The organism is Sporolactobacillus sp. BBK16-2 (genome assembly GCF_059878335.1).
In genome coordinates this window covers 49,318-68,131 of sequence record NZ_CM187611.1, presented here as the reverse complement: position 1 = coordinate 68,131, position 18,814 = coordinate 49,318, and the positions used below count along the sequence as shown (strand labels likewise).

Sequence of the window (18,814 nt, the reverse complement as noted above, 5' to 3'; positions counted from 1 at the left end):
ATGTGATGGCTTTCGCGTTGCATACAGGACGTATGCGTAGTTAGCGAAAGTTCCTTTACTCCTTTACATACGAAAGTTCCTTCATTCCACCTCTGCTTCATTGAGCATTTTGGTCCTTCATTAAGTAACGAGTAAATTAAGCGGAATTTTTCCGGTTATACACATCATTGAGCTTGTTTCGCTAATAAATAAGGGTAATTTTTCCGGTTATGCAAAGCAAAGCTCTCCATTTTCACGTTTTTAGATTCGATAAGCGGAACTTATCCGTCTATTTAAGCTATTTTTTCGTTCATTTTCTTATTAAGCGGAATTTTTCCGTCTATTTATCAGATTAGGCGCTTATCTGATCATCCAAACAATATCTGCGGGGTCTCCCTTGGCTCCGGATCAACAGGGACGCACCCGCAGGCGTCTCGCGCTTTCGTGTCTAGTTTCCAACTTTTTGTTAATCCGAAAATCTTATATTTTCTTAATTTGTGCAAACCATTGGCCTTATCTTTTTAGGGCATGAAAAATAGGCACCTCTCGTAAAAGAAGGTGCCTATTTTATAATCATTGTTTTTACTCATTGCTCAGTGCGTCACTCAATCGAGCGAACTCTTCGATTGACAGTGTTTCGCCGCGGCGACCGGGGTCAATACCGACTTTTTCTAATATCGACAGCAAATGTTCTTTTTGGTCTTTGTCATATAAATTATTGATGAGGTTGTTCATTAAGGTCTTTCGACGTTGCGCAAAGCTTGCGCGAACCAGTTTAAAAAAGAACGCTTCGTCGACAACCTGCACTTTTTTCTCAGGGCGAACATCTAGACGGATCACAGCAGAATCCACATTCGGCTGCGGTACAAATACCGTCTTCGGGACCGTCATCACAATCTTTGCTTCGGCAATGTACTGAACGGCTATGGACAGCGATCCATAACTTTTCTCTCCCGGTTCAGCTTGGAGCCGGCTCGCGACTTCCTTTTGAATCATCACAACAATTGTATTGATTGGCAAATCGCCGGTCAGCAATTTCATCAAAATCGGAGTTGTCACGTAGTAAGGCAGATTGGCCACTACAGTCACCGTTGCACCCGGAGGAAATTCCTCACTGATTATTTGGTGAAGATCAAGCTTCAGCACGTCGCCGAAACGAATGGCCACATTGTCAAAATCGTGCAGTGTATCATTTAATACGGGTTCCAATCTACGATCAATTTCCACAGCAAGCACTTGCTTCGCCTGACCTGCGAGTACTTGAGTGAGCGCACCCGCTCCCGGTCCAATCTCCAGCACGTAACTTTCTTCGTCGATACCGGCTGACAAGGCGATGTTATTTAAAATATTTTCGTCAATGAGGAAGTTCTGTCCAAGACTCTTTTTCAAAGTGAATTTGTGTTTGCGAATGACATCCTGCATGGTCTTCGGTGATGATATTCTTTTGTTCATGACGTTCACTCCTTCGATCGGATGACATCAAGCGCCTGCCTCAGGTCGCTTTCAGCAATTTGAAACATACGCAGTCGTTTATATAATTGTTTACCATTGGCATAGCCGATATTAAGTAGCTCACAAAGCTGTTCACGCAACGACCGCGACGTTTTATCGCCGAGCAGTCCCAGGCTCCTCAACGTCTGCATGCTGATCTGCTCCTCAGGCTCCTCGAATTGCGTATAGACCTTTTCGAGTGACCGCAGAATGGTACGCGGCGAGGCATGTTCAATTCCAAGGCTTTCATTTGTACCGCCCTGACCCTCGGCACGTGTAATAAATGCGTGTTTGCATCCGGGGACGGCGCGGCTGACAATCTTTCGAATTCGTTCACCAGGATAATCGGGATCTGTAAACACAATCACGCCGCGGCGAGCCTGTGCATTTTGAATAGCGCGAATAGTGCGCTTGCTGACACGCGATCCGTTGGTTTCAATCGTATCGGCATCGAGCGCACGATGAATTGCCTCCGTATCGCTTCTGCCTTCAACGACGATTATTTCTTTAACAATCATAAGATTTCTCCTTGCTCAGCCATTTTCGTGAATTCGGAAACAACGTCGTGCGTTTTCCGTTGTTATCTTTGCCATTTCTTCGAGAGACAGACCTTTAAGCTCTGCTACTTTTTCAGCAACCAGACGCACACGCGCTGGTTCGTTGCGTTTACCTCGGAACGGTTGCGGACTGAGGAACGGGCAATCCGTTTCAATTAACAAACGATCAAGCGGGACCATGGTGGCCGTATCTCGCTGCAGCTGCGCATTTTTAAAAGTAACCGGACCACCAAAACTAATGTAAAAATTCAAATCAATAAATTTCTGTGCCCAGTCCCAATCATCACTGTAACAATGCATGACGCCGCCAATTGATTCGGCATGCTCTTCTTTAAGAATGCGCCAAGTATCTTCGGTTGCCTCGCGATTGTGTATAATCAGAGGCAGACCCGCTTTTTTGGCCAACCGAATCTGTCTGCGGAACACCTCATGCTGCACCGACTTAGGCGATTTGTCCCAATGATAGTCCAAACCGATCTCGCCAAGTGCGACAATCCCGGGATGGGTCAAATTTCGTTGGATCAGTTGAAAATCATCCTCAGTCATGTCAATAGCATCTTCAGGATTCCAGCCGATTGCGCCATAAATATATTTATGCTGATCAATGATCGGAAAGACGCGTTCAATGGTCGGACGATCAACGCCGACCACAACCATCTGCGTAACGCCCGCTTCCTCAGCTCGATTGAGCATATCAGGAAAATCTGCGTCAAACGCCTCATCATTTATATGAGTATGTGTATCAAAAAGCATCGTGCCTCCCCCTAACTGTTCACTGTCACCATGAAGCAAAAAGGCGAGATCTGCGCGCACCCGCTCATCTCCCGCCTGCTTTGTTTTACATATCGCTAAATCAACGAATCTTTGTGCCGTTTGGCAGCGGTCCCGAGACCGTCGCCACCTTTAACGTACCGTTTGCGTCGCCCGCCAGCAACATTCCTTGGGAGAGCTCGCCTCTCAGCTTCACCGGTTTCAGGTTAGCAATAACAATAATTTTCATACCGACCAATTCTTCAGGTTTATAGAATTCAGCGATGCCGGATACGACTTGCCGCTTCTCATAGCCGAGATCCAGCTGGAGCTTAAGCAGCTTATCAGCACCTTTGACTTTGTCTACCTGCAGTACTTCGGCGACACGCAAATCAATTTTTTGAAAATCTTCCAAATGAATTTGCGCCGGTGCTTCTGCAACTGCTTTCGATTTTTTTTCCTTGTTGCCGTTCGGCTTCGTGCCTGATGCGCCGCGCATTTGCGACTTGATATAGGCTACCTCTTCTTTAATATCAAGACGCGGGAAAATCGGTTCTTCCTTGCGTACCGTCCATTGACCCTTGTTGAGGTTCAAGTCGCGGATCGAATCCCAAGTCTGATCTGCTGGCTCAGCTACACCGAGCTGACGGAATATTTTTGTCGGAGTCGAAGTGAAGAACGGCTGAATCATGATGGCCACACTGCGAATCGTATTCACTAAATGTGCCATGACCGAAGCCAGTTCATCCTTCTTCTCTGCATTCTTTGCCAACACCCAAGGCTGCGTGTCATCAATATATTTATTGGCTTGACCAACCAGCTTCCAGATTGCGGATAACGCAACGGAGAACTGCAGATTTTCCATCTGTTCTTCGACCACAGATACAGCCTCTGCGAGCGCATTTTCGAGTCCTGCATCAAAATGAGTCACGTGACCGTCATAAGCAGGAACCTTACCGTCAAAATATTGGCTGCACATCGCAACCGTACGATTCAGCAGGTTGCCCAAATCATTTGCCAAATCAAAATTGATGCGTTCCACGAACGCCTCCGGGGTGAACAAGCCGTCTGACCCGAATGGCACTTCGCGCAGCAGATAATAGCGCAGCGCATCCAGTCCGTACCTGTCAATCAGTGGTTCCGGATCCACAACGTTGCCCTTTGATTTGGACATTTTGCCGTCTTTCATCAGCAGCCAACCGTGACCGAACACTTTTTTTGGAAGCGGAAGACCGAGCGCCATCAACATGATCGGCCAATAAATGGTATGGAAACGAACAATCTCCTTACCTACCAGATGCACATCGGCCGGCCAGAATTTCTTGTAATTCGTATCGTCTTCAGATCCATATCCGAGGGCAGTAATATAGTTGGTCAATGCATCCAGCCATACATAAACCACATGCTTCGGATTATTCGGCACTTGGATACCCCAAGAGAAAGAGGTTCTTGATACCGCAAGATCTTCCAGTCCCGGTTTAATAAAGTTGTTGATCATTTCGTTTTTACGCGATTCCGGTTGAATAAAATCCGGATGCTCTTCATAATATTTCAGCAGGCGATCCGCATACTTGCTCATCTTGAAGAAGTAGCATTCTTCTTTAACTTTTTCGACAGGATGACCGCTGTCCGGACTTTTCCCGCCGATCACTTCGCCCTTGTCGTTTTTTTCAATGTCAACGAGCTGAGATTCCGTATAGTACGTTTCATCAGGAATACTGTACCAGCCTTCATATTCACCAAGATAAATATCACCCTGGCGTTCCAGCTGAGCAAAAATTTTCTGAACGACCTTCGTATGGCGTTCCTGTGTCGTGCGGATGAAGTCGTCATAAGAAATGTCCAGTTTCTTCCACAGCTGTTTGATCTGTGCGACCATACCGTCAACATAGTCAATCGGTGAAATCCCTTTGGCTTTGGCTTTTTCCTCAATTTTCTGGCCATGTTCATCCGTTCCTGTTAAGAACATGACATCATAACCGCGCAGCCGTTTGTAGCGGCACATCGCGTCCCCGGCCACCGTCGTATAAGCGTGGCCAATATGTAGTCTACCGCTTGGATAGTATATAGGCGTTGTCAGATAAAAAGATTTGCGTTCCTCAGTCATAAATCCGTGCAGCCTCCTTATTTAATACCGTTTCCAAAAGATCCCTATCTTTAAAAACTATACGTTTCACCGGATTGAATGTCAAGAAAGCAAAGCGCGCATAAAGGTTGAATTTAAAGCACATGATTGCTCCTTTTAAGACCAATCATTTCCACGAATAAATCAGCTTATTCAAAAAGGACTCGCACCTGTTATGCGAATCCTTTTAAATTACGATTCAATTTGATGATAAATGCGGTAAATATCACGCTTCGGCTGCGCGCGATCGACCGCCGCCTGTTTAATTGCATCCTTTACGCTCAATTGTTTTTCACGGATGTAATATTCAACATGTTCATGTACTGAAAGGACCGACCACCAAAGTTCATCTGCTCGCGCCTCCGATTCGCTGCTTCCATCAACGATCAGGCAAAATTCTCCTTTTTGCGCTTCTCCATCATTCAGAAAATCAAGCATATCGCTGATTGTCCCGCGTATAAATGTTTCGTAGCGTTTCGTCAGTTCGCGTGACAATGCCATTTGGCGATTGCCGAAGAGCTCAAAAAGATCTTTCAAGGTATCCTTCACGCGAAACGGCGATTCATAAAAAATGATCGTGTACGGAAACGTACCAAGTGCTTGAAGTGCTTGGCTGCGCTCCTTTTTTACTCGCGGCAGAAAGCCATAAAACAAAAAATGATCGGTTGACAAGCCGGATGCAATTAAGCCGGTAAGCGCCGCATTCGCTCCGGGAAGAGGCACAACCGGGATCTCATGTTTGATGCAGGCCGCAGCGAGGTCTGCGCCGGGATCGGAAATACCCGGAGTTCCGGCATCGGTGACCAACGCCACATTTTTGCCGTTTTCAAGTTCAATGATCAGCTTTGCACCGCTTGTTTTCTTGTTATGCTCATGATAGCTGAAGAGCGGTGCATGGATATCGAAATGCGAGCAAAGTTTCATCGTGTGCCGGGTATCCTCGGCTGCAAGAATATCAGCGCTTTTCAACACGTCCAGTGCCCGATATGTGATATCATCCAGATTGCCAATCGGGGTCGGAACAAGAAACAAACTCCCCTTTCCTTCATGATCGCCTTGAAAACTGCGCTGCTCCCACATCTGTGCCGCTCCCTTGAATTAATACCTTTTTTTCCTGTCTTGTTAAATGCTTGATCGCCCATTCGCGTCGCATCGCTGCGGACTTGTCTGTAAGTTCTTCCTGATAAACAACGCGAACCGGCTTATGGCTGCGCGTGTATTTCGCGCCTTTTCCGCTGCAATGAAGCGCGAACCGTTTCGCAACGTCAGCCGCATATCCTGTATAAAGACTGCCGTCCGCACATTCTAAAATGTACACACTGTAGTGACTCATGAGTGCGGCCACACATCCTCTGTATAGCGTCCGTCCGGATGATACACAACGATCGGCGTAAGCGCGGCAAGTCCCGGCCTTCCGCCTTTCGTTCCTTCAACCAACACCATATTTGCCGGTTTGTGTCGATGGGGATGCACGAATTGCATTTTTTTCGGTTCTATACCCTCCGCACGCATCCCTTCCAGAATATCAACCAGCCGCTCCGGGCGATGCACAAGTGCAAGCTTTCCGCCCGGTTTGAGCAGGCGTGCACTCACTGCCAGCACATCCGCGAGCTTAATCAGAAGTTCGTGACGGGCAATCGCCAAATGTCTATTGATTTTCATGTCGCGCGCCCCATCAATTGTGAAATAAGGCGGATTGCAGGTCACCACGTCACAGGTGCCTCGGCCTATTTTTTCATCGATATGCTTGGCATCTTCGCATAAAAAATCAACGCGTTCTTCCAAATGATTCAGCAACGCGCCTCGTTCCGCCAGCGCACAGACCTCAGGCTGAATTTCAACGCCGGTAAGCTTCCCCTTTGTCCTTGCTGATAAAAGAAAGGAAATCACACCGTTCCCCGCACATAAATCAACCAGCCTGCCTCTCTGAATCGGCACATAGACAAAGCGGGCTAATAGAACAGAATCCAGTGAGAATGGAAAAAGGTCACTGGATTGAATAATTTTCAGATCGGTATCGAACAAATAATCGACTCGCTCATTATTGTTTATGTGCTGTTCGTTCATTATTTTCACCCAAATTATGCGTTCCGATTGCATTGCCTGAATCAGCAATCATTTTTTATTAAGAAACGAAAGACAAAATAAGCAGTCGCCATCATTGCGGACACTGCCGTAGTGCAGATTGCATATATGAAAGCCCTCTTTATAGAGTCTCGCCAAGTTGTCATAGCCTTCACCCACATCCGGCTCGGAAACAATCCCCGATTTCGGAGCAGTCTGGCTTTTCAAACCTTGAGCACGCTTCCCGGCATCATCAATGCGTTTTCTCAGGTTCTCATTCTCTAGAGTGAGATTCTGATTTTCTTCAAGCAATGCTGCAAGCTGCGCTTTCAAATTGCCGAAGTCCACATAAATTTGCCCCAGTTGCTCCTCTAAATGACTGACTTGTGAGAAAATGTCCTTCTTCTCCAAGTTCATCCACCTCTTATTTAGTGGCTTGCGAAGAAATAACCCCTTCTTCAATAAGCTCATCCAATGTATACTCAACGACTTTATTTTGTTCTTTAAGCTCAATCTGAACCAAGCGTTCCAAGATATTCAGCCCGACAACACGGCCCGCGCCATAGCTTACATTAATTGGTGCCCCGATATCCGGCAGTGCCTTCTTCGCCGATTCATACTGATCATTTTCATATTTCAGGCAACACATCAACCGTCCGCAAACGCCTGAAATTTTTGCAGGATTCAAAGACAAATTCTGATCTTTGGCCATTTTAATCGATACCGGCTCAAAATCGCCGAGAAAAGTCGAGCAGCAGAGCATTCGTCCACAAGGGCCGATACCACCAAGCATCTTAGCTTCATCGCGGACACCGATTTGCCGCAATTCGATTCTTGTTTTGAATACTGCGGCGAGATCCTTAACCAACTCGCGGAAATCGACGCGTCCATCAGCGGTAAAGTAAAAAATAATTTTATTGCGGTCAAATGTATATTCAACATCCACCAGCTTCATTTCCAAGTGGTGATTGTATATTTTCTGAAGGCAAATATCCATTGCAGCCTGAGCATCTTCCTTGTTCTTACGCACTTGCAATTCGTCGGAATCTGTTGCGATTCGCACGACTTTCTTAAGAGGCAGAACAACGTCCTCTTCGTCTACCGTCTTTTTTCCGATGACAACTGTCCCGCATTCAATCCCGCGCGTTGTTTCAACAACGACTTGTGCATTTACCGGAATGGACAACTGATCCGGGTCAAAATAATAGACTTTACCGGCTTTCTTAAAACGAATGCCGACAATTTCATAATTCATTTACGTTACCTCCTAACCTGATCACCAGCCGCTCCATGACACTTACGCCATTGACATGAGCGTCCAGCTGTCCTCGGGCGTCCAGAATAAGTGACATCGCCCGAATCGTTTGATCAGATGAAAGCGAGAGCATCTGCTCCTTGAGCCTGTCCATCTGATCCTCAAAGACAATTTCCTCTTGACGATTCAAATGAAGCGACAGAAGATCTCTATACCAAAAAAGGATCAAATCTAAGCCGATAGCCATTTTTTGATTATCATCAAAGTTGGGAGAGAATTTTTCATAAATATAAGGCAGTGCGGATTCTACAGACTTAAATAGCCTTTGCATTAATTGTAACACTTGCGAACGCGCCTCGGCAAACCATTCCTCTTTGCATAAACGAGAGGCTTCTTCATAGTCATGCGTTAAGGCGACTGCCGGTTTCAGCAACGGCTCCGGCAGTCCTTCCTGCACCATACGCTGACACAGCATATGATCCGAGAGCGGCACGAACGAAAGCACTTGGCATCTGGAAATAATTGTGTCCAGAAGCTGATGAATCTGTTCGGTCACAAGCAGAGCCAGCGTTCCCGGATGTGGTTCTTCAATAAATTTCAGCAAACTGTTTTCTGCTTGAGCAGTCATTTTTTCCGCCTGCTCAATGATGAATACCTTGCGCCCAGATTCCACGCCGCGATAGGCGAACTCTTTCATTAAATAAGCGATTTGCTCTTTTTTTATCGACGCCGCCCCTTCTTCAGGCGCAATCCAGATGACATCCGGATGATTTCCCGAAGCAATTCTGCGGCAATTTCTGCACGTCATGCATGGGCCCTGATCGGTAGGTGATTCACAAAATAAGGTTTGCGTAACAAGCAGGGCAACCTTGTGTTTTCCGGTTCCCCGCGGTCCTTCCAGCAAATACGCGTGCGCCAATTCATCTCTTTTGATGGCGTGCCGAAGCACCTTCGCCACAGTCTGCTGCTGCTTGCTTAATTCCTGCCAGTCCATGCTTTGCTCACTTTCCAATCATTTTTAACAACTATATATAAAGATTAATCAGCATGCCGCGAATTTCATCAAGCTGATCAAGCAGTTTGAGTTCATCTTTATTTTTATCCAATAAATCATTCGTCAGTGTAATCAGTTTCTGATCCACGGTCTTAACCAGTGTCTGCTGAGCACCGCCTTGCTGCCACGAACGAGATTGCGATGTCCCAAGTCCGGTTTGTACCGCTTCCTGAAGAAAGGAGCGCACATATTTTTTGTAGACTTGCAAATCACGGATTGTACGCGAGCTCGATACGCGCTTCGCCTGTTCGTCGACCTTATTGAGCAGTGCCTTCAGCGCATCGTCTTGCATTGCGCCCTTTTGAGTGCTTAAAGTGCGCTCAAACGAGGTACGCGGCTGCACGGCCGTACTTTCCCGTTTGGACACAGATTCGCCCAGGTTTGCATGCTGATTAATTTTAATCGCCATGAAAAACAATGCCCCCCTCTCACCCAAGCATGTGCATTAAAAATGCTTAAATTGATCAACATCAAGAACGAACACCGTCGCCCCTCCGACTTCAACCTCTACCGGATGCATCATATAACCGTCTGCATTCGCGTCAAGCGAAGATATAGGTGAAATCACTTGATTACGGCTGTGGCAATGTTCCTTGATTAGTTCAAGAAGTGCGTCTACTTGGTGATCCTCCGTGCCGATAATAAAGGTCGTATTGCCTGAGCGCAGAAATCCACCTGTGCTCGCCAGCTTTGTCGCGTGGTAATTTTCATCCACAAGTGCCTGCTGCAGAAAATTACTATCCTTATCTTGAACAACAGCAACAATCAATTTCATCGCAATCATCCCTTCCGCACGATCCATATTATGATTCTAATAATAAGTGCCCAACAACATAATCCTTTAACAAGACCAAAAATTAATGAACACGATTGATAAATTGGAAAAAATCAGCAATAACATCTTGAAAAACATGGTCATGATCCTGCTCACCGTCAATTAAACGGATACGTGATTTATTTTCTTCATAGATTGAGAGAAATCCTTCTCGAACGCGTTTATGATAGGTCAGCGCACGCATTTCAATTCGATCCAGATCATCCGCAGATTTTGTGACCCCTGCTTCCGGAGCCCCGCTTCGATTCTTCATTCTACTTCTGCCAGTCTCCGGTGAAACATCGATCAGATACGTCCTGTCCGGCAAAATGCCACCGGTAGCAAATTCATTAATTTGTTTTACAACTTTAACGGGCTGCCCTAAGCCATAGCCCTGATACGCAATGGATGCGTCGACAAATCGGTCGCAAAGAACGATTTGTCCGGCGTTAACAGCCGGCACAATTTTTTCTATCACATGCTGACTTCTTGAGGCAGCATAGAGAAGAATTTCTGTCTTTTCGGCCAGTTCTTGATCAGGATTCAGAACGAGCTGTCGAATTTTATCACCGATCTCTGTTCCGCCCGGCTCTCTTGTAAGCAAATAGGGAAGGCCTCGGCGTTCCAACTCTCCCGCCAATCGATGAATTTGCGTTGTTTTTCCGGAACCATCCGGGCCTTCAAATGTAATAAAAAGTCCTTTATGTGTCATTCTTATGATGCTCCCTCAACTGGTAAACCTTGATTTTCCCTTGATTAATCCATTCATTCTGAAAGACTGCCCCAGCCTCTTGCCAATACCGGATCAGCTCCAGACCATGCTCCGTCACACGTTCGCCTTCAACAACAATAGGAATCCCCGGTGGATATGGAATTACCGATTCCGCTGCAGTTCGTCCGACCGACCGATTCAGCTCTGTATGTTCACTGCTCAGCACCGCTAAATTCCGGTACGAATCGACAAGGGAATCGAATTTTGGAAACGAAGGCGCCTGTCCTTGTTCGGCAGAGGTACCCGAGGCACATTGGCCAATGACTTGGTTGATGCACCGAAACGCCTCGTCGTAATCGATGTCCTCAGTTAAGCCGAGAACCAGGAGGATGTGACGCGGATCAGCCATTTCAGGATATATTCCCGAAGCGATCAGCTGCCGCTGTACCTCAAACCCATTCTCCCGAGTAGCCAGCTGCAGCACCACCTTAAATGGATCAAGCATGAAGCGATTTGAATCTGCATGCAGAACGCTTAACCCGTCAATTGAACACAGACGCCGAACGAAAGCATCGCGACGTGCAAGCATCCGGTCGATTCGTATGTCATCAAGAGCCGCCATGTAATAACGCGCCAAATCGAGCGAGGCCATGATCGGGTAAGACGGACTTGAGCTTTGCAGCATAGCACGAACGCTCTCAATTTTTTCTAGTGAAACGCGTGTTGAGTTGACATGCAGATAGGCACCCATCGTCATTGCCGGTAGCATTTTATGTGCCGAGTGAACCACAAGATCGGCACCCAGATCCAAACTTGACGGTGGAACGGGCGCACCGATTTTGAAATGCGGTCCATGAGCCTCGTCCACCAAGACGTACAGTCCCTGTTGATGGGCACAGGCAATTAATGGACCTATTGATTGAGACGCGATTCCATAATAACTTGGATACGTCAAGATAAGTGCTTTTGCCTGCGGATAACGGTTCATACATTCAACAAGCGCCTGGAGTTCGATTCCCGCCGCAAGTCCAGACGACGGATCAACGGACGGAGCGAGAAACACCGGATGAACCTGCGCTAATTTCAAAGCATTGAAAACAGACTTGTGACTGTCCCGCTGAACCAAGACAACATCACCCGGTTCACACGTGGCAAGAACCATCGTCAAGTTCCCAACTGTTGATCCATTAACAAGAAAATAGCTGGCACGCGTCTCGTAATAGGCTGCAAGAAGCCGCTGCGCATCACGCAATATCCCCTCCGGATGGTACAAATCATCCAGATTTGCCACTTCCGTCGCATCGATGGACAGGATTGATTTAAAAACAGACTCCGCCTTTTCAGGAAAAACCAGACCATCTTTGTGTCCGGGAACATGAAAGGAATATTCCTGTTTTCGATGATACTTGATTAATCCGTCATAGACGGGGGTACTTTGCTGATTCATTGTTGAACTTCCTTGACGTTTAATATCTTCATTTTAGCATAGTCAAGGATTTTTCAACCATTATTAACTCGAGGGTTTTTTATTGAGATGAGCTTATTCTCACTGAGAAGTATAAATGCGTGTATCGATTATTTTTTCCCTATCTTAATCGTCAGCTCCGTGACGCCAATAATTAGCAATGCAGCAACAAAAAGAGAAAGTGCAGTAGTATTATCAGACGCTCCAACATTAAAGATTACGAGGCTGAGTAATAAGAGAAGAACGCCGATTATGAATCCGGCTGATTGTTTCATAAGAATCAACTCCATGAGACGCAGCGTGATCGCAGCTTGTGGAAGATCAATGAGGTAGATTAACGCCGCCGCTGCAAAATAGGAACAGCCTAAGCTAATAAGACAGTTGAGGTTTTTATCGAGTGGACATTGTTTCTGAAATATAATCTTTCATCCATTGTTTGGTTTCCATCCAGCGGAAAAACAATGTGCCGAAGAAAACACCAATTCCATTAAGAATCAAGGCATCGACATCAAAAAGGTGTTTTGGAAATTGAGGAATTCCATTCATGAGAAAAAGGGCAAGTTCAACTGCAAAAGAAGCAGACATACCAATCATTATGAGACCCGGAAGAGCGAACCGGCCTCGCGTCATAAAGCCGACAAAAAACATAAAGGGAACAGGCAGACAAATCCGCCACATAAGCAGCCAATGTCCTTGAGTACTTTGAATCTGCAAACCAATCGTTTGAAACGGCTGCAGATTGAGCAATATACTGTCCGGCTTCACGACCGACTGCTCTGCAGCGCCCATCGGCTGAACGGTCAGCAGGGCGGTGATCATAATGTAACCAACGAACAGAGACAGGAAAACACCGCGATTATAAGTCAGCGTATGTCGTATATATTTCTCAAATAACAAACATGCAGAGAGCAAAAGACTGTAGGTCACAAAAAAGTCAAAGATCGTCGGATTGAGTATATGGTCCACCAAGTCGCCACCTCTCGCCTACATTTTTCTTTGTACCCATCATAATATAGATTAGGCCGCATAAACGCGCATTTTTGATGCGTGATCACGCATTTTTGATGCGGTATCACGCATTATTTGAAAAAAGAGAGGATTTTGACTGTTACCTGTTTGTTTTCGTCTGTTGGGCAGCTCTTGTTCTATGGAGTTCATTCCCGATTCCCAGCTCGTTGACTTTTTCAACGGCTTCAATTCGTGAATGGACACCTAGTTTTTGAAAGATGCCGGTCAGATGCTTTTCAACGGTTCTCTGACCAATCAATAAATTTTGAGCGATTTCGCGATTGGTCTCGCCACGCATCACTGCAGAAAGAATAGCTCGCTCATTTTGATTTAAATGCACTTTTGCCCTTCCTGTTCGCGCTGCATCAGCGACCTGCAGGCGCTGGAAAAGCCAGACCGGGAGCAGCACCTCATCACGGAGTGCCGCATGCAGTGCAGCAATGAGCGAATCGATGGAGGCTGATTTACTGACAACACCTGCAATGCCTCGTTGAATCATGGATGCAAAAAGTGGCTCGATTTCTGTTTCATAACCTGTGTAAATAATGATCTTGGCATCGGGATCCAGATCTAAAATTAAGTCGGCTGTTGCCATACCGTCCATATCTGGCATATTAAGATCCACTAAGAAGAGATCGTAGCTCTTTTTCTTTAAAATGGCTTGAATCATTTTTGCCGACTGCTCCGTATCGACTTCAAAACCTGCGTTTTTCAGCACCGCTTTTGTTCCGCTTGCAACTACTGCATGATCGTCAATTACTAATATTGATGTCATAGATTCCAACTCCCTTAAGTGACACTCCAGCCGCTCGCTGTCGCGGACGCACCGCGAGCTCATACATGCTCGTATCAGCCGGGTCTCGCGCTTTCGTGTCTGGTTTCCTAATCCGACTTTCTTTTCTTGTTAAATAGGCAGATGAATTTGCACAGATAATCCTCCATCTGTTCCCTCAATTTTTCTTTCTCTGAACAAGACGTTCCCATTCAGACCTTCAACCCTGCTCATTATTCCGGTCAATCCTGTAGTACTGAAAAAAGGATCAATAGCAGTATTGGCCAAACCGGCACCATCATCTTGATAGCAGAGCAGACAGCTGTCCTCTTCAAAAGAAAGATCCAATCGAACTCTGGACGCTCGCGCATGGTTCATGGCATTGTGCAGCAATTCCTGAATCGCTCGATAAAGACAGAGTACCATTTCTTTGGAGAGTCCATGGGGTATATCGGCAAGGTGCGTTTCCAAATGAAAGTCTGCCGACAGATTGACTCGTTGAAATAACACATCGAGCGCATTTTCCAATTTTCCGTTGAAAATATCTGCCGGATACCATTCTCGAATCATTTTGCGCATTTCTTCAGTATTATCGAGAATGCGTTCGCGAATATAGCTGAGCTTTCTGACGGTCTCCGGATGATGAATCTTTTTAACCGCCGCATCGATTTCGCGGGCAATCGCCAATTGATCCTGAATATTTGTATCATGCATATCCCTTGATAAATGCGCTCTTTCTTGTTCTGAAATGGAGAACAGCCATCGATTCATGGCATGTGGAATTCTTTTGCGATCATTCTCGAGATGATGAAAGGCTTGCAAGAGTCCTTCCGTTTTATAGAGATTATCGATAACGACCCGTGCGTAGCTCACCAATGTCTCAAGCCACATATTTTCATCAAGATTAAGACTACGCCCCGGCTTCATCCACTTTCCGACAAGTACAACTTTATTGGTTTTATCATCTTTAAGCAAAACGGTAAATCCAATATTGCTTTTCTTTAAATCAAAATCATGATCAGCAATGATCGGCATGTGACGCATCAACAACGTTGTCTTTTTATTCACTTGACGCATCCGGCCTTTCGAATTCACAAGAAAAAGTGCCGTTTCTTCAACCGGGAGCTGAGACAAAACAGCACGCCGCAGCATTAAGTCAACATGACGAAGTGTGTACTCGGTCTTGGATTTCTGCAGAAACCGATTCAGCGTTTCCTGTCGCCTTCTGCGCTTTGGATGAAGAAACTGAATCAAATGGTAATCGGTGTACTCTTTGATATAAAAAATAATCAGTCCAACGACAAAGCATAGTGCCCCGAGCCTGGCTACATCCGCCGGACTCTCAGTTATATGCCGCTGTACCAATCCGAGAAAGCTGATCAAAATCAGCAATGTAATTGCGAAACTCAATGCACAGTAATAGCCGAATTGCCCAATATAAAAGGACATGTCGATCAGTGCTGAGGACAAGACGATATAGCACAGAGTAACAGGAAGCATGATCATCCATGGTGTTGTCCACTCTACAGGGACTAATGATGTCCCAATGAACATATTTGGGAGCGCATAAAGCGCAACAAATGGAAATAACGCAAGAAAAAAGCCAGCCATCAGCAAATGAATGATACGGCCGTATTCAGATGCCCGAATCTGATAATAGAGCCGCGTTAACTGAATGCACAACAATCCGAACACGAAAACGGAAAAGACCAATTCTTGCTGATAATAGGCACTGACTTCTCTCGAGGTAAAAAAACAGCTGTTGATGACGATCAACGTCCCGCACAGGTAGAGACAGCCAAGCAGCCAGTTGGACACGAGAAGAAATCCGCACACCGAAAAATAATTACGAAGAAAGTGTACGAGAAAAATTAGTGTGAATACGATTGCCACACTAGTCAGCCGCAAGCTCCAGCTGTCATGCCGGGCGTTAGCCGACATCTCAAACAGCACCGGACTAACCGTGATCAGTAGTGCAATCAAGATACGCACCACGGGACTGCTTTCTTTGCGCAAATAAAGGAACAAAACCGCTACAAAACACGTTGCAAAAAAGGCGAGCGGGATAATTAAATAGAAAAGAAGTGCCCATTCGGATGCACCGTTGTCAATGTTAAGGTTGCGAACAACTGCACCTCTCGCCACAGTGACCTGTTTTGCCTGTCCAACCATACCAAAGGTTGTGATGTTTCTGTTATCTTCCGGCTGCCTGCCATCAACGTTTAAAATGACATCACCCGTTCGCACACCCGCAGATTCGGCCCAACTGTAGGGAGCAACGGCGCTGACCTTGATCTGATTGTCCTCTTGCACGGTATAGATACCGACATACGGCCGATCAAGAATGACCCACATAAAGTGAGCGGCAAGAGTCAGCGCATAGATAAGCGCAGCTAGAAACAGAATGGAGCGCCTCCATTGTTTCCAAATGTTATTAATCATGTGTCCCGCCTCTCTCACAGTCATCCGGCATAGACCTCTTTGCTTGTCCATTGCATGATAATCTCTACGCCCTTTCCTTTTTCCGAGCGAATATTAATGCGCCCGCCAAGACCTTCTACTCGACCGATCATCCCCGGAAAACCCATTGTTCCGAAGGATTTGCCGATTTTAGCGACATCCAGGCCAACGCCATCGTCAGCATAATTCAGCGTAAACAGACCGCCTTCTTTTTTCAGACTTAACGTAACAAGACGGGCATGCGAATGTTTTCGCGCATTATTTAAAAGCTCCTGAACCACACGATAAACGGCCATTTCCCATTCACGCTGAAATCCGTCCAAGTGTTCGTCAACCGCCCAGCGAAGTGTAAAATCGGCTCGCAAATTCACTTTATTAAAGAGTTCAATAAGTGCTGTTCTAAGACCCGTTCGATAGATAAACTCCGGATGAAGATCATTGATCACCTGACGTAGCACATAGATGCTGTCCAGAATCTGCTCGCGAAACTTCACCATCAGCGCCTTTGACTCCGGATTATCGGCGTCTGCCCCCCATGCATCAAGCTGACGGGCAATATCAAGCTGATCCTGCATATTCTGATCATGAAGACTGCGCGACAGCTTCCATCGCTCACGTTCTGAGATGCGCAGCATCATTTTTTTAACGGTGAGCGGCACGGATGTACTTAAGACGGAGGAACCTTCCAGGTTTTCCAGCATATCCTTTGTATTTGCCAAATTTTCAATGACGATCTGTATATAATTAATTAACGTCTCCAACCAGACACGTTCATCGGGGTTTAACCGCCTCCTTGGCATTTTCCATTTACCCATAAGTACAATTTTTCTACGGACATTCTCGTACAGCAAAATACGGAATCCATCTTGAGTCGCGAAGAGCTTGCCCAGACCCTCCTTTGTCTGATTGGTTGCTGAGTCGTTTTCTGTGTCAAACGTCCTCATCATTGATTCATTATGTTCGGTCCGCGACATGCGGACGTCTTCCACAGGCAGGGTTGCCTCCATCTCCCGTTTGATAATTCTGTCGATATCTCCCAAATCATAATCCGTTTTCATCCATTGCAAAAATCTGTTTATACTCGTTTGCGCATCCTGCTGTTTGGGATAAAGTCTCTTCCTGAGTGAATAATCCAGGTATTGCTTTATATAAAGAATCATAAAGATGGCAAAAAAAGAAACAATAACGAAGCGGTAATCATTAACACCGTCATAGGTAATTAAATTCCATCTGTTCAGTGCATAAAAGGCTGTTCCAAGTAAAAAAGATGACGGTGCCGCGATCATCGCACAGTAAATGACGCTAGTCGTTACAAAGGCAGGATCCAAGAAGCGGTCAGAGACGATCATATAAAAAAGGACAAGGGGCAGTATGAATAGAAAAATGCCCGCGAGCGGACGAAAAATGAACTCATCTTGAATAATTGAAGGAATAATCGACAGCACAAGATTGGGAATCAATGAAACCACCAAGCCCAGCAGTAGTGTCTGCAGCATCGGCCTGTGCGCGGGTTCATTATAGTGTCTGGAAGCGTGAATAGCCAAGACAATCGCAAGAATCATCACTGCCGCCACAAAAAGCATACCTAATGATCGTACACCTGCATAATGTGTCATGCTTGCAAACACAAAGAGCACAAACGTTGATGCAGCGCTGCCGATCAGGGCAATTTTGACTTTTCCGGACATCCAGTTAAGGCCCCAATAGGAAAAATAGTTTTGAAGCACCTGCATGAACAAGATAAGTGCAGAATAAAAGATAACTAGATAGAGAATAAGGCAAAAAAAACGTTCGTGTTGCGTACGGCCGGCACCCCATGCAAGCCATAACAGGCTGATATCCGCTAAACACAGGATCAGCGTACGTTCGCCTTTCGCACGCTTATTCATGAACCATAAATAGAGTCCAAGGCTAAAACAAAAAAGGAAAAAGAAAAAAGGAAGGACATTGTCGAGAATCGGGTCGCTGCTTTGACGCCTAATCGTTAACAGAACCATCGCCGCGAGCAGGGAAAAAACCAGACTTGCCAAAGGCATCATCCGTTTTCTTAGTTTTGAATTGACAGCCACTGCCCGCACCTCCGTACTACTAGAGAACCTCTTCTCCATAATGCGGGAGGCCCCCCTTTGCATTCAGTGTAGCAAAAATGAGCCGCTCATAAAATAGCAATCACGCAGGAAAAAAGAAAAGTCGGATACGAATATACATTTATTTTGCTGGAAGAGATGAATCATTGATATGAGAGGATAGAAAGGGTCTCGAGCCTCTTTTGCTACTCTGCTTACTGTCTGGGGCTGTTGTCTTAGGC

Annotated in this window: 19 protein-coding genes; all 19 read right to left on the bottom strand. The window is 45.9% G+C overall.

The window, feature by feature from the left end; genetic code table 11:
• Positions 1 to 561 precede the first annotated feature (561 nt).
• The 19 genes from rsmA to AC6F33_RS00245 all read right to left on the bottom strand — a co-directional run bounded on the left by rsmA (position 562) and on the right by AC6F33_RS00245 (position 18,575).
• On the bottom strand, positions 562 to 1,431 hold the full coding sequence (gene rsmA / locus AC6F33_RS00335; protein WP_255749255.1) for a 16S rRNA (adenine(1518)-N(6)/adenine(1519)-N(6))-dimethyltransferase RsmA: 870 nt from the start codon (positions 1,429 to 1,431) through the stop codon (positions 562 to 564).
• A 5-nt stretch (positions 1,432 to 1,436) separates the two neighbouring features.
• On the bottom strand, positions 1,437 to 1,988 hold the full coding sequence (rnmV, locus tag AC6F33_RS00330) for a ribonuclease M5 (protein WP_480948118.1): 552 nt from the start codon (positions 1,986 to 1,988) through the stop codon (positions 1,437 to 1,439).
• A 15-nt stretch (positions 1,989 to 2,003) separates the two neighbouring features.
• A complete protein-coding gene (locus tag AC6F33_RS00325; RefSeq protein ID WP_255749284.1) occupies positions 2,004 to 2,780 on the bottom strand; it encodes a TatD family hydrolase in 777 nt (258 codons plus the stop codon).
• A gap of 100 nt (positions 2,781 to 2,880) precedes the next feature.
• The gene (metG, locus tag AC6F33_RS00320) at positions 2,881 to 4,884 is read right to left on the bottom strand and encodes a methionine--tRNA ligase (RefSeq protein ID WP_255749253.1); all 2,004 of its coding nucleotides are present in this window, start codon (positions 4,882 to 4,884) and stop codon (positions 2,881 to 2,883) included.
• A gap of 210 nt (positions 4,885 to 5,094) precedes the next feature.
• Positions 5,095 to 5,982: a 16S rRNA (cytidine(1402)-2'-O)-methyltransferase gene (gene rsmI / locus AC6F33_RS00315; protein ID WP_255749252.1), complete on the bottom strand. Its 888-nt coding sequence runs from the start codon at positions 5,980 to 5,982 to the stop codon at positions 5,095 to 5,097.
• Entirely contained in the window at positions 5,948 to 6,235 is a 288-nt protein-coding gene (locus AC6F33_RS00310; protein WP_255749251.1) for a GIY-YIG nuclease family protein, read from the bottom strand. Before AC6F33_RS00310 ends, rsmI begins: the two co-directional genes overlap by 35 nt.
• A complete protein-coding gene (locus AC6F33_RS00305) occupies positions 6,232 to 6,969 on the bottom strand; it encodes a tRNA1(Val) (adenine(37)-N6)-methyltransferase (protein ID WP_500777535.1) in 738 nt (245 codons plus the stop codon). The genes AC6F33_RS00310 and AC6F33_RS00305 overlap by 4 nt, the downstream gene beginning before the upstream one ends.
• A 48-nt stretch (positions 6,970 to 7,017) precedes the next feature.
• Complete coding sequence (gene yabA / locus AC6F33_RS00300; protein ID WP_255749249.1) at positions 7,018 to 7,377, bottom strand: DNA replication initiation control protein YabA; 360 nt, start codon at positions 7,375 to 7,377, stop codon at positions 7,018 to 7,020.
• 13 nt (positions 7,378 to 7,390) lie between these two features.
• The gene (locus AC6F33_RS00295; protein WP_255749248.1) at positions 7,391 to 8,221 is read right to left on the bottom strand and encodes a PSP1 domain-containing protein; all 831 of its coding nucleotides are present in this window, start codon (positions 8,219 to 8,221) and stop codon (positions 7,391 to 7,393) included.
• On the bottom strand, positions 8,211 to 9,215 hold the full coding sequence (gene holB / locus AC6F33_RS00290) for a DNA polymerase III subunit delta' (RefSeq protein ID WP_255749247.1): 1,005 nt from the start codon (positions 9,213 to 9,215) through the stop codon (positions 8,211 to 8,213). The genes AC6F33_RS00295 and holB overlap by 11 nt, the downstream gene beginning before the upstream one ends.
• Positions 9,216 to 9,246: 31 nt before the next feature.
• Positions 9,247 to 9,684: a YaaR family protein gene (locus tag AC6F33_RS00285; protein WP_255749246.1), complete on the bottom strand. Its 438-nt coding sequence runs from the start codon at positions 9,682 to 9,684 to the stop codon at positions 9,247 to 9,249.
• A 36-nt stretch (positions 9,685 to 9,720) separates the two neighbouring features.
• Positions 9,721 to 10,050, bottom strand: coding sequence for a cyclic di-AMP receptor DarA (gene darA / locus AC6F33_RS00280; RefSeq protein WP_255749244.1), 330 nt, complete (start codon positions 10,048 to 10,050; stop codon positions 9,721 to 9,723).
• An 82-nt stretch (positions 10,051 to 10,132) separates the two neighbouring features.
• Positions 10,133 to 10,801: a dTMP kinase gene (gene tmk, locus AC6F33_RS00275; protein ID WP_255749242.1), complete on the bottom strand. Its 669-nt coding sequence runs from the start codon at positions 10,799 to 10,801 to the stop codon at positions 10,133 to 10,135.
• Complete coding sequence (locus tag AC6F33_RS00270) at positions 10,791 to 12,248, bottom strand: aminotransferase class I/II-fold pyridoxal phosphate-dependent enzyme (protein ID WP_255749241.1); 1,458 nt, start codon at positions 12,246 to 12,248, stop codon at positions 10,791 to 10,793. Before AC6F33_RS00270 ends, tmk begins: the two co-directional genes overlap by 11 nt.
• 128 nt (positions 12,249 to 12,376) lie before the next feature.
• Positions 12,377 to 12,541, bottom strand: coding sequence for a hypothetical protein (locus AC6F33_RS00265; RefSeq protein ID WP_255749240.1), 165 nt, complete (start codon positions 12,539 to 12,541; stop codon positions 12,377 to 12,379).
• 115 nt (positions 12,542 to 12,656) lie between these two features.
• Positions 12,657 to 13,232, bottom strand: coding sequence for a VanZ family protein (locus tag AC6F33_RS00260; RefSeq protein WP_255749239.1), 576 nt, complete (start codon positions 13,230 to 13,232; stop codon positions 12,657 to 12,659).
• A gap of 142 nt (positions 13,233 to 13,374) precedes the next feature.
• Positions 13,375 to 14,049 (bottom strand): response regulator transcription factor, encoded by a 675-nt coding sequence (locus AC6F33_RS00255; RefSeq protein ID WP_255749238.1) that lies wholly within the window; start codon positions 14,047 to 14,049, stop codon positions 13,375 to 13,377.
• Positions 14,050 to 14,178: 129 nt separating this feature from the next.
• Positions 14,179 to 16,488: an ATP-binding protein gene (locus tag AC6F33_RS00250; RefSeq protein WP_255749237.1), complete on the bottom strand. Its 2,310-nt coding sequence runs from the start codon at positions 16,486 to 16,488 to the stop codon at positions 14,179 to 14,181.
• Between the two features lie 20 nt (positions 16,489 to 16,508).
• Positions 16,509 to 18,575: a sensor histidine kinase gene (locus tag AC6F33_RS00245; protein WP_500777534.1), complete on the bottom strand. Its 2,067-nt coding sequence runs from the start codon at positions 18,573 to 18,575 to the stop codon at positions 16,509 to 16,511.
• Between the last annotated feature and the right edge of the window lie 239 nt (positions 18,576 to 18,814).

What these genes read in the sequence shown, in the direction of transcription:
- tmk (WP_255749242.1), bottom strand. Translation starts at nt 10,801, where the DNA reads ATGACACATAAAGGACTTTTTATTACATTTGAAGGCCCGGATGGTTCC.
- AC6F33_RS00255 (WP_255749238.1), bottom strand. Translation starts at nt 14,049, where the DNA reads ATGACATCAATATTAGTAATTGACGATCATGCAGTAGTTGCAAGCGGA.
- AC6F33_RS00285 (WP_255749246.1), bottom strand. Translation starts at nt 9,684, where the DNA reads ATGGCGATTAAAATTAATCAGCATGCAAACCTGGGCGAATCTGTGTCC.
- AC6F33_RS00250 (WP_255749237.1), bottom strand. Translation starts at nt 16,488, where the DNA reads ATGATTAATAACATTTGGAAACAATGGAGGCGCTCCATTCTGTTTCTA.
- AC6F33_RS00305 (WP_500777535.1), bottom strand. Translation starts at nt 6,969, where the DNA reads ATGAACGAACAGCACATAAACAATAATGAGCGAGTCGATTATTTGTTC.
- AC6F33_RS00310 (WP_255749251.1), bottom strand. Translation starts at nt 6,235, where the DNA reads ATGAGTCACTACAGTGTGTACATTTTAGAATGTGCGGACGGCAGTCTT.
- AC6F33_RS00270 (WP_255749241.1), bottom strand. Translation starts at nt 12,248, where the DNA reads ATGAATCAGCAAAGTACCCCCGTCTATGACGGATTAATCAAGTATCAT.
- holB (WP_255749247.1), bottom strand. Translation starts at nt 9,215, where the DNA reads ATGGACTGGCAGGAATTAAGCAAGCAGCAGCAGACTGTGGCGAAGGTG.
- rsmA (WP_255749255.1), bottom strand. Translation starts at nt 1,431, where the DNA reads ATGAACAAAAGAATATCATCACCGAAGACCATGCAGGATGTCATTCGC.
- metG (WP_255749253.1), bottom strand. Translation starts at nt 4,884, where the DNA reads ATGACTGAGGAACGCAAATCTTTTTATCTGACAACGCCTATATACTAT.
- rsmI (WP_255749252.1), bottom strand. Translation starts at nt 5,982, where the DNA reads ATGTGGGAGCAGCGCAGTTTTCAAGGCGATCATGAAGGAAAGGGGAGT.
- AC6F33_RS00295 (WP_255749248.1), bottom strand. Translation starts at nt 8,221, where the DNA reads ATGAATTATGAAATTGTCGGCATTCGTTTTAAGAAAGCCGGTAAAGTC.
- darA (WP_255749244.1), bottom strand. Translation starts at nt 10,050, where the DNA reads ATGAAATTGATTGTTGCTGTTGTTCAAGATAAGGATAGTAATTTTCTG.
- AC6F33_RS00265 (WP_255749240.1), bottom strand. Translation starts at nt 12,541, where the DNA reads ATGAAACAATCAGCCGGATTCATAATCGGCGTTCTTCTCTTATTACTC.
- AC6F33_RS00325 (WP_255749284.1), bottom strand. Translation starts at nt 2,780, where the DNA reads ATGCTTTTTGATACACATACTCATATAAATGATGAGGCGTTTGACGCA.
- rnmV (WP_480948118.1), bottom strand. Translation starts at nt 1,988, where the DNA reads ATGATTGTTAAAGAAATAATCGTCGTTGAAGGCAGAAGCGATACGGAG.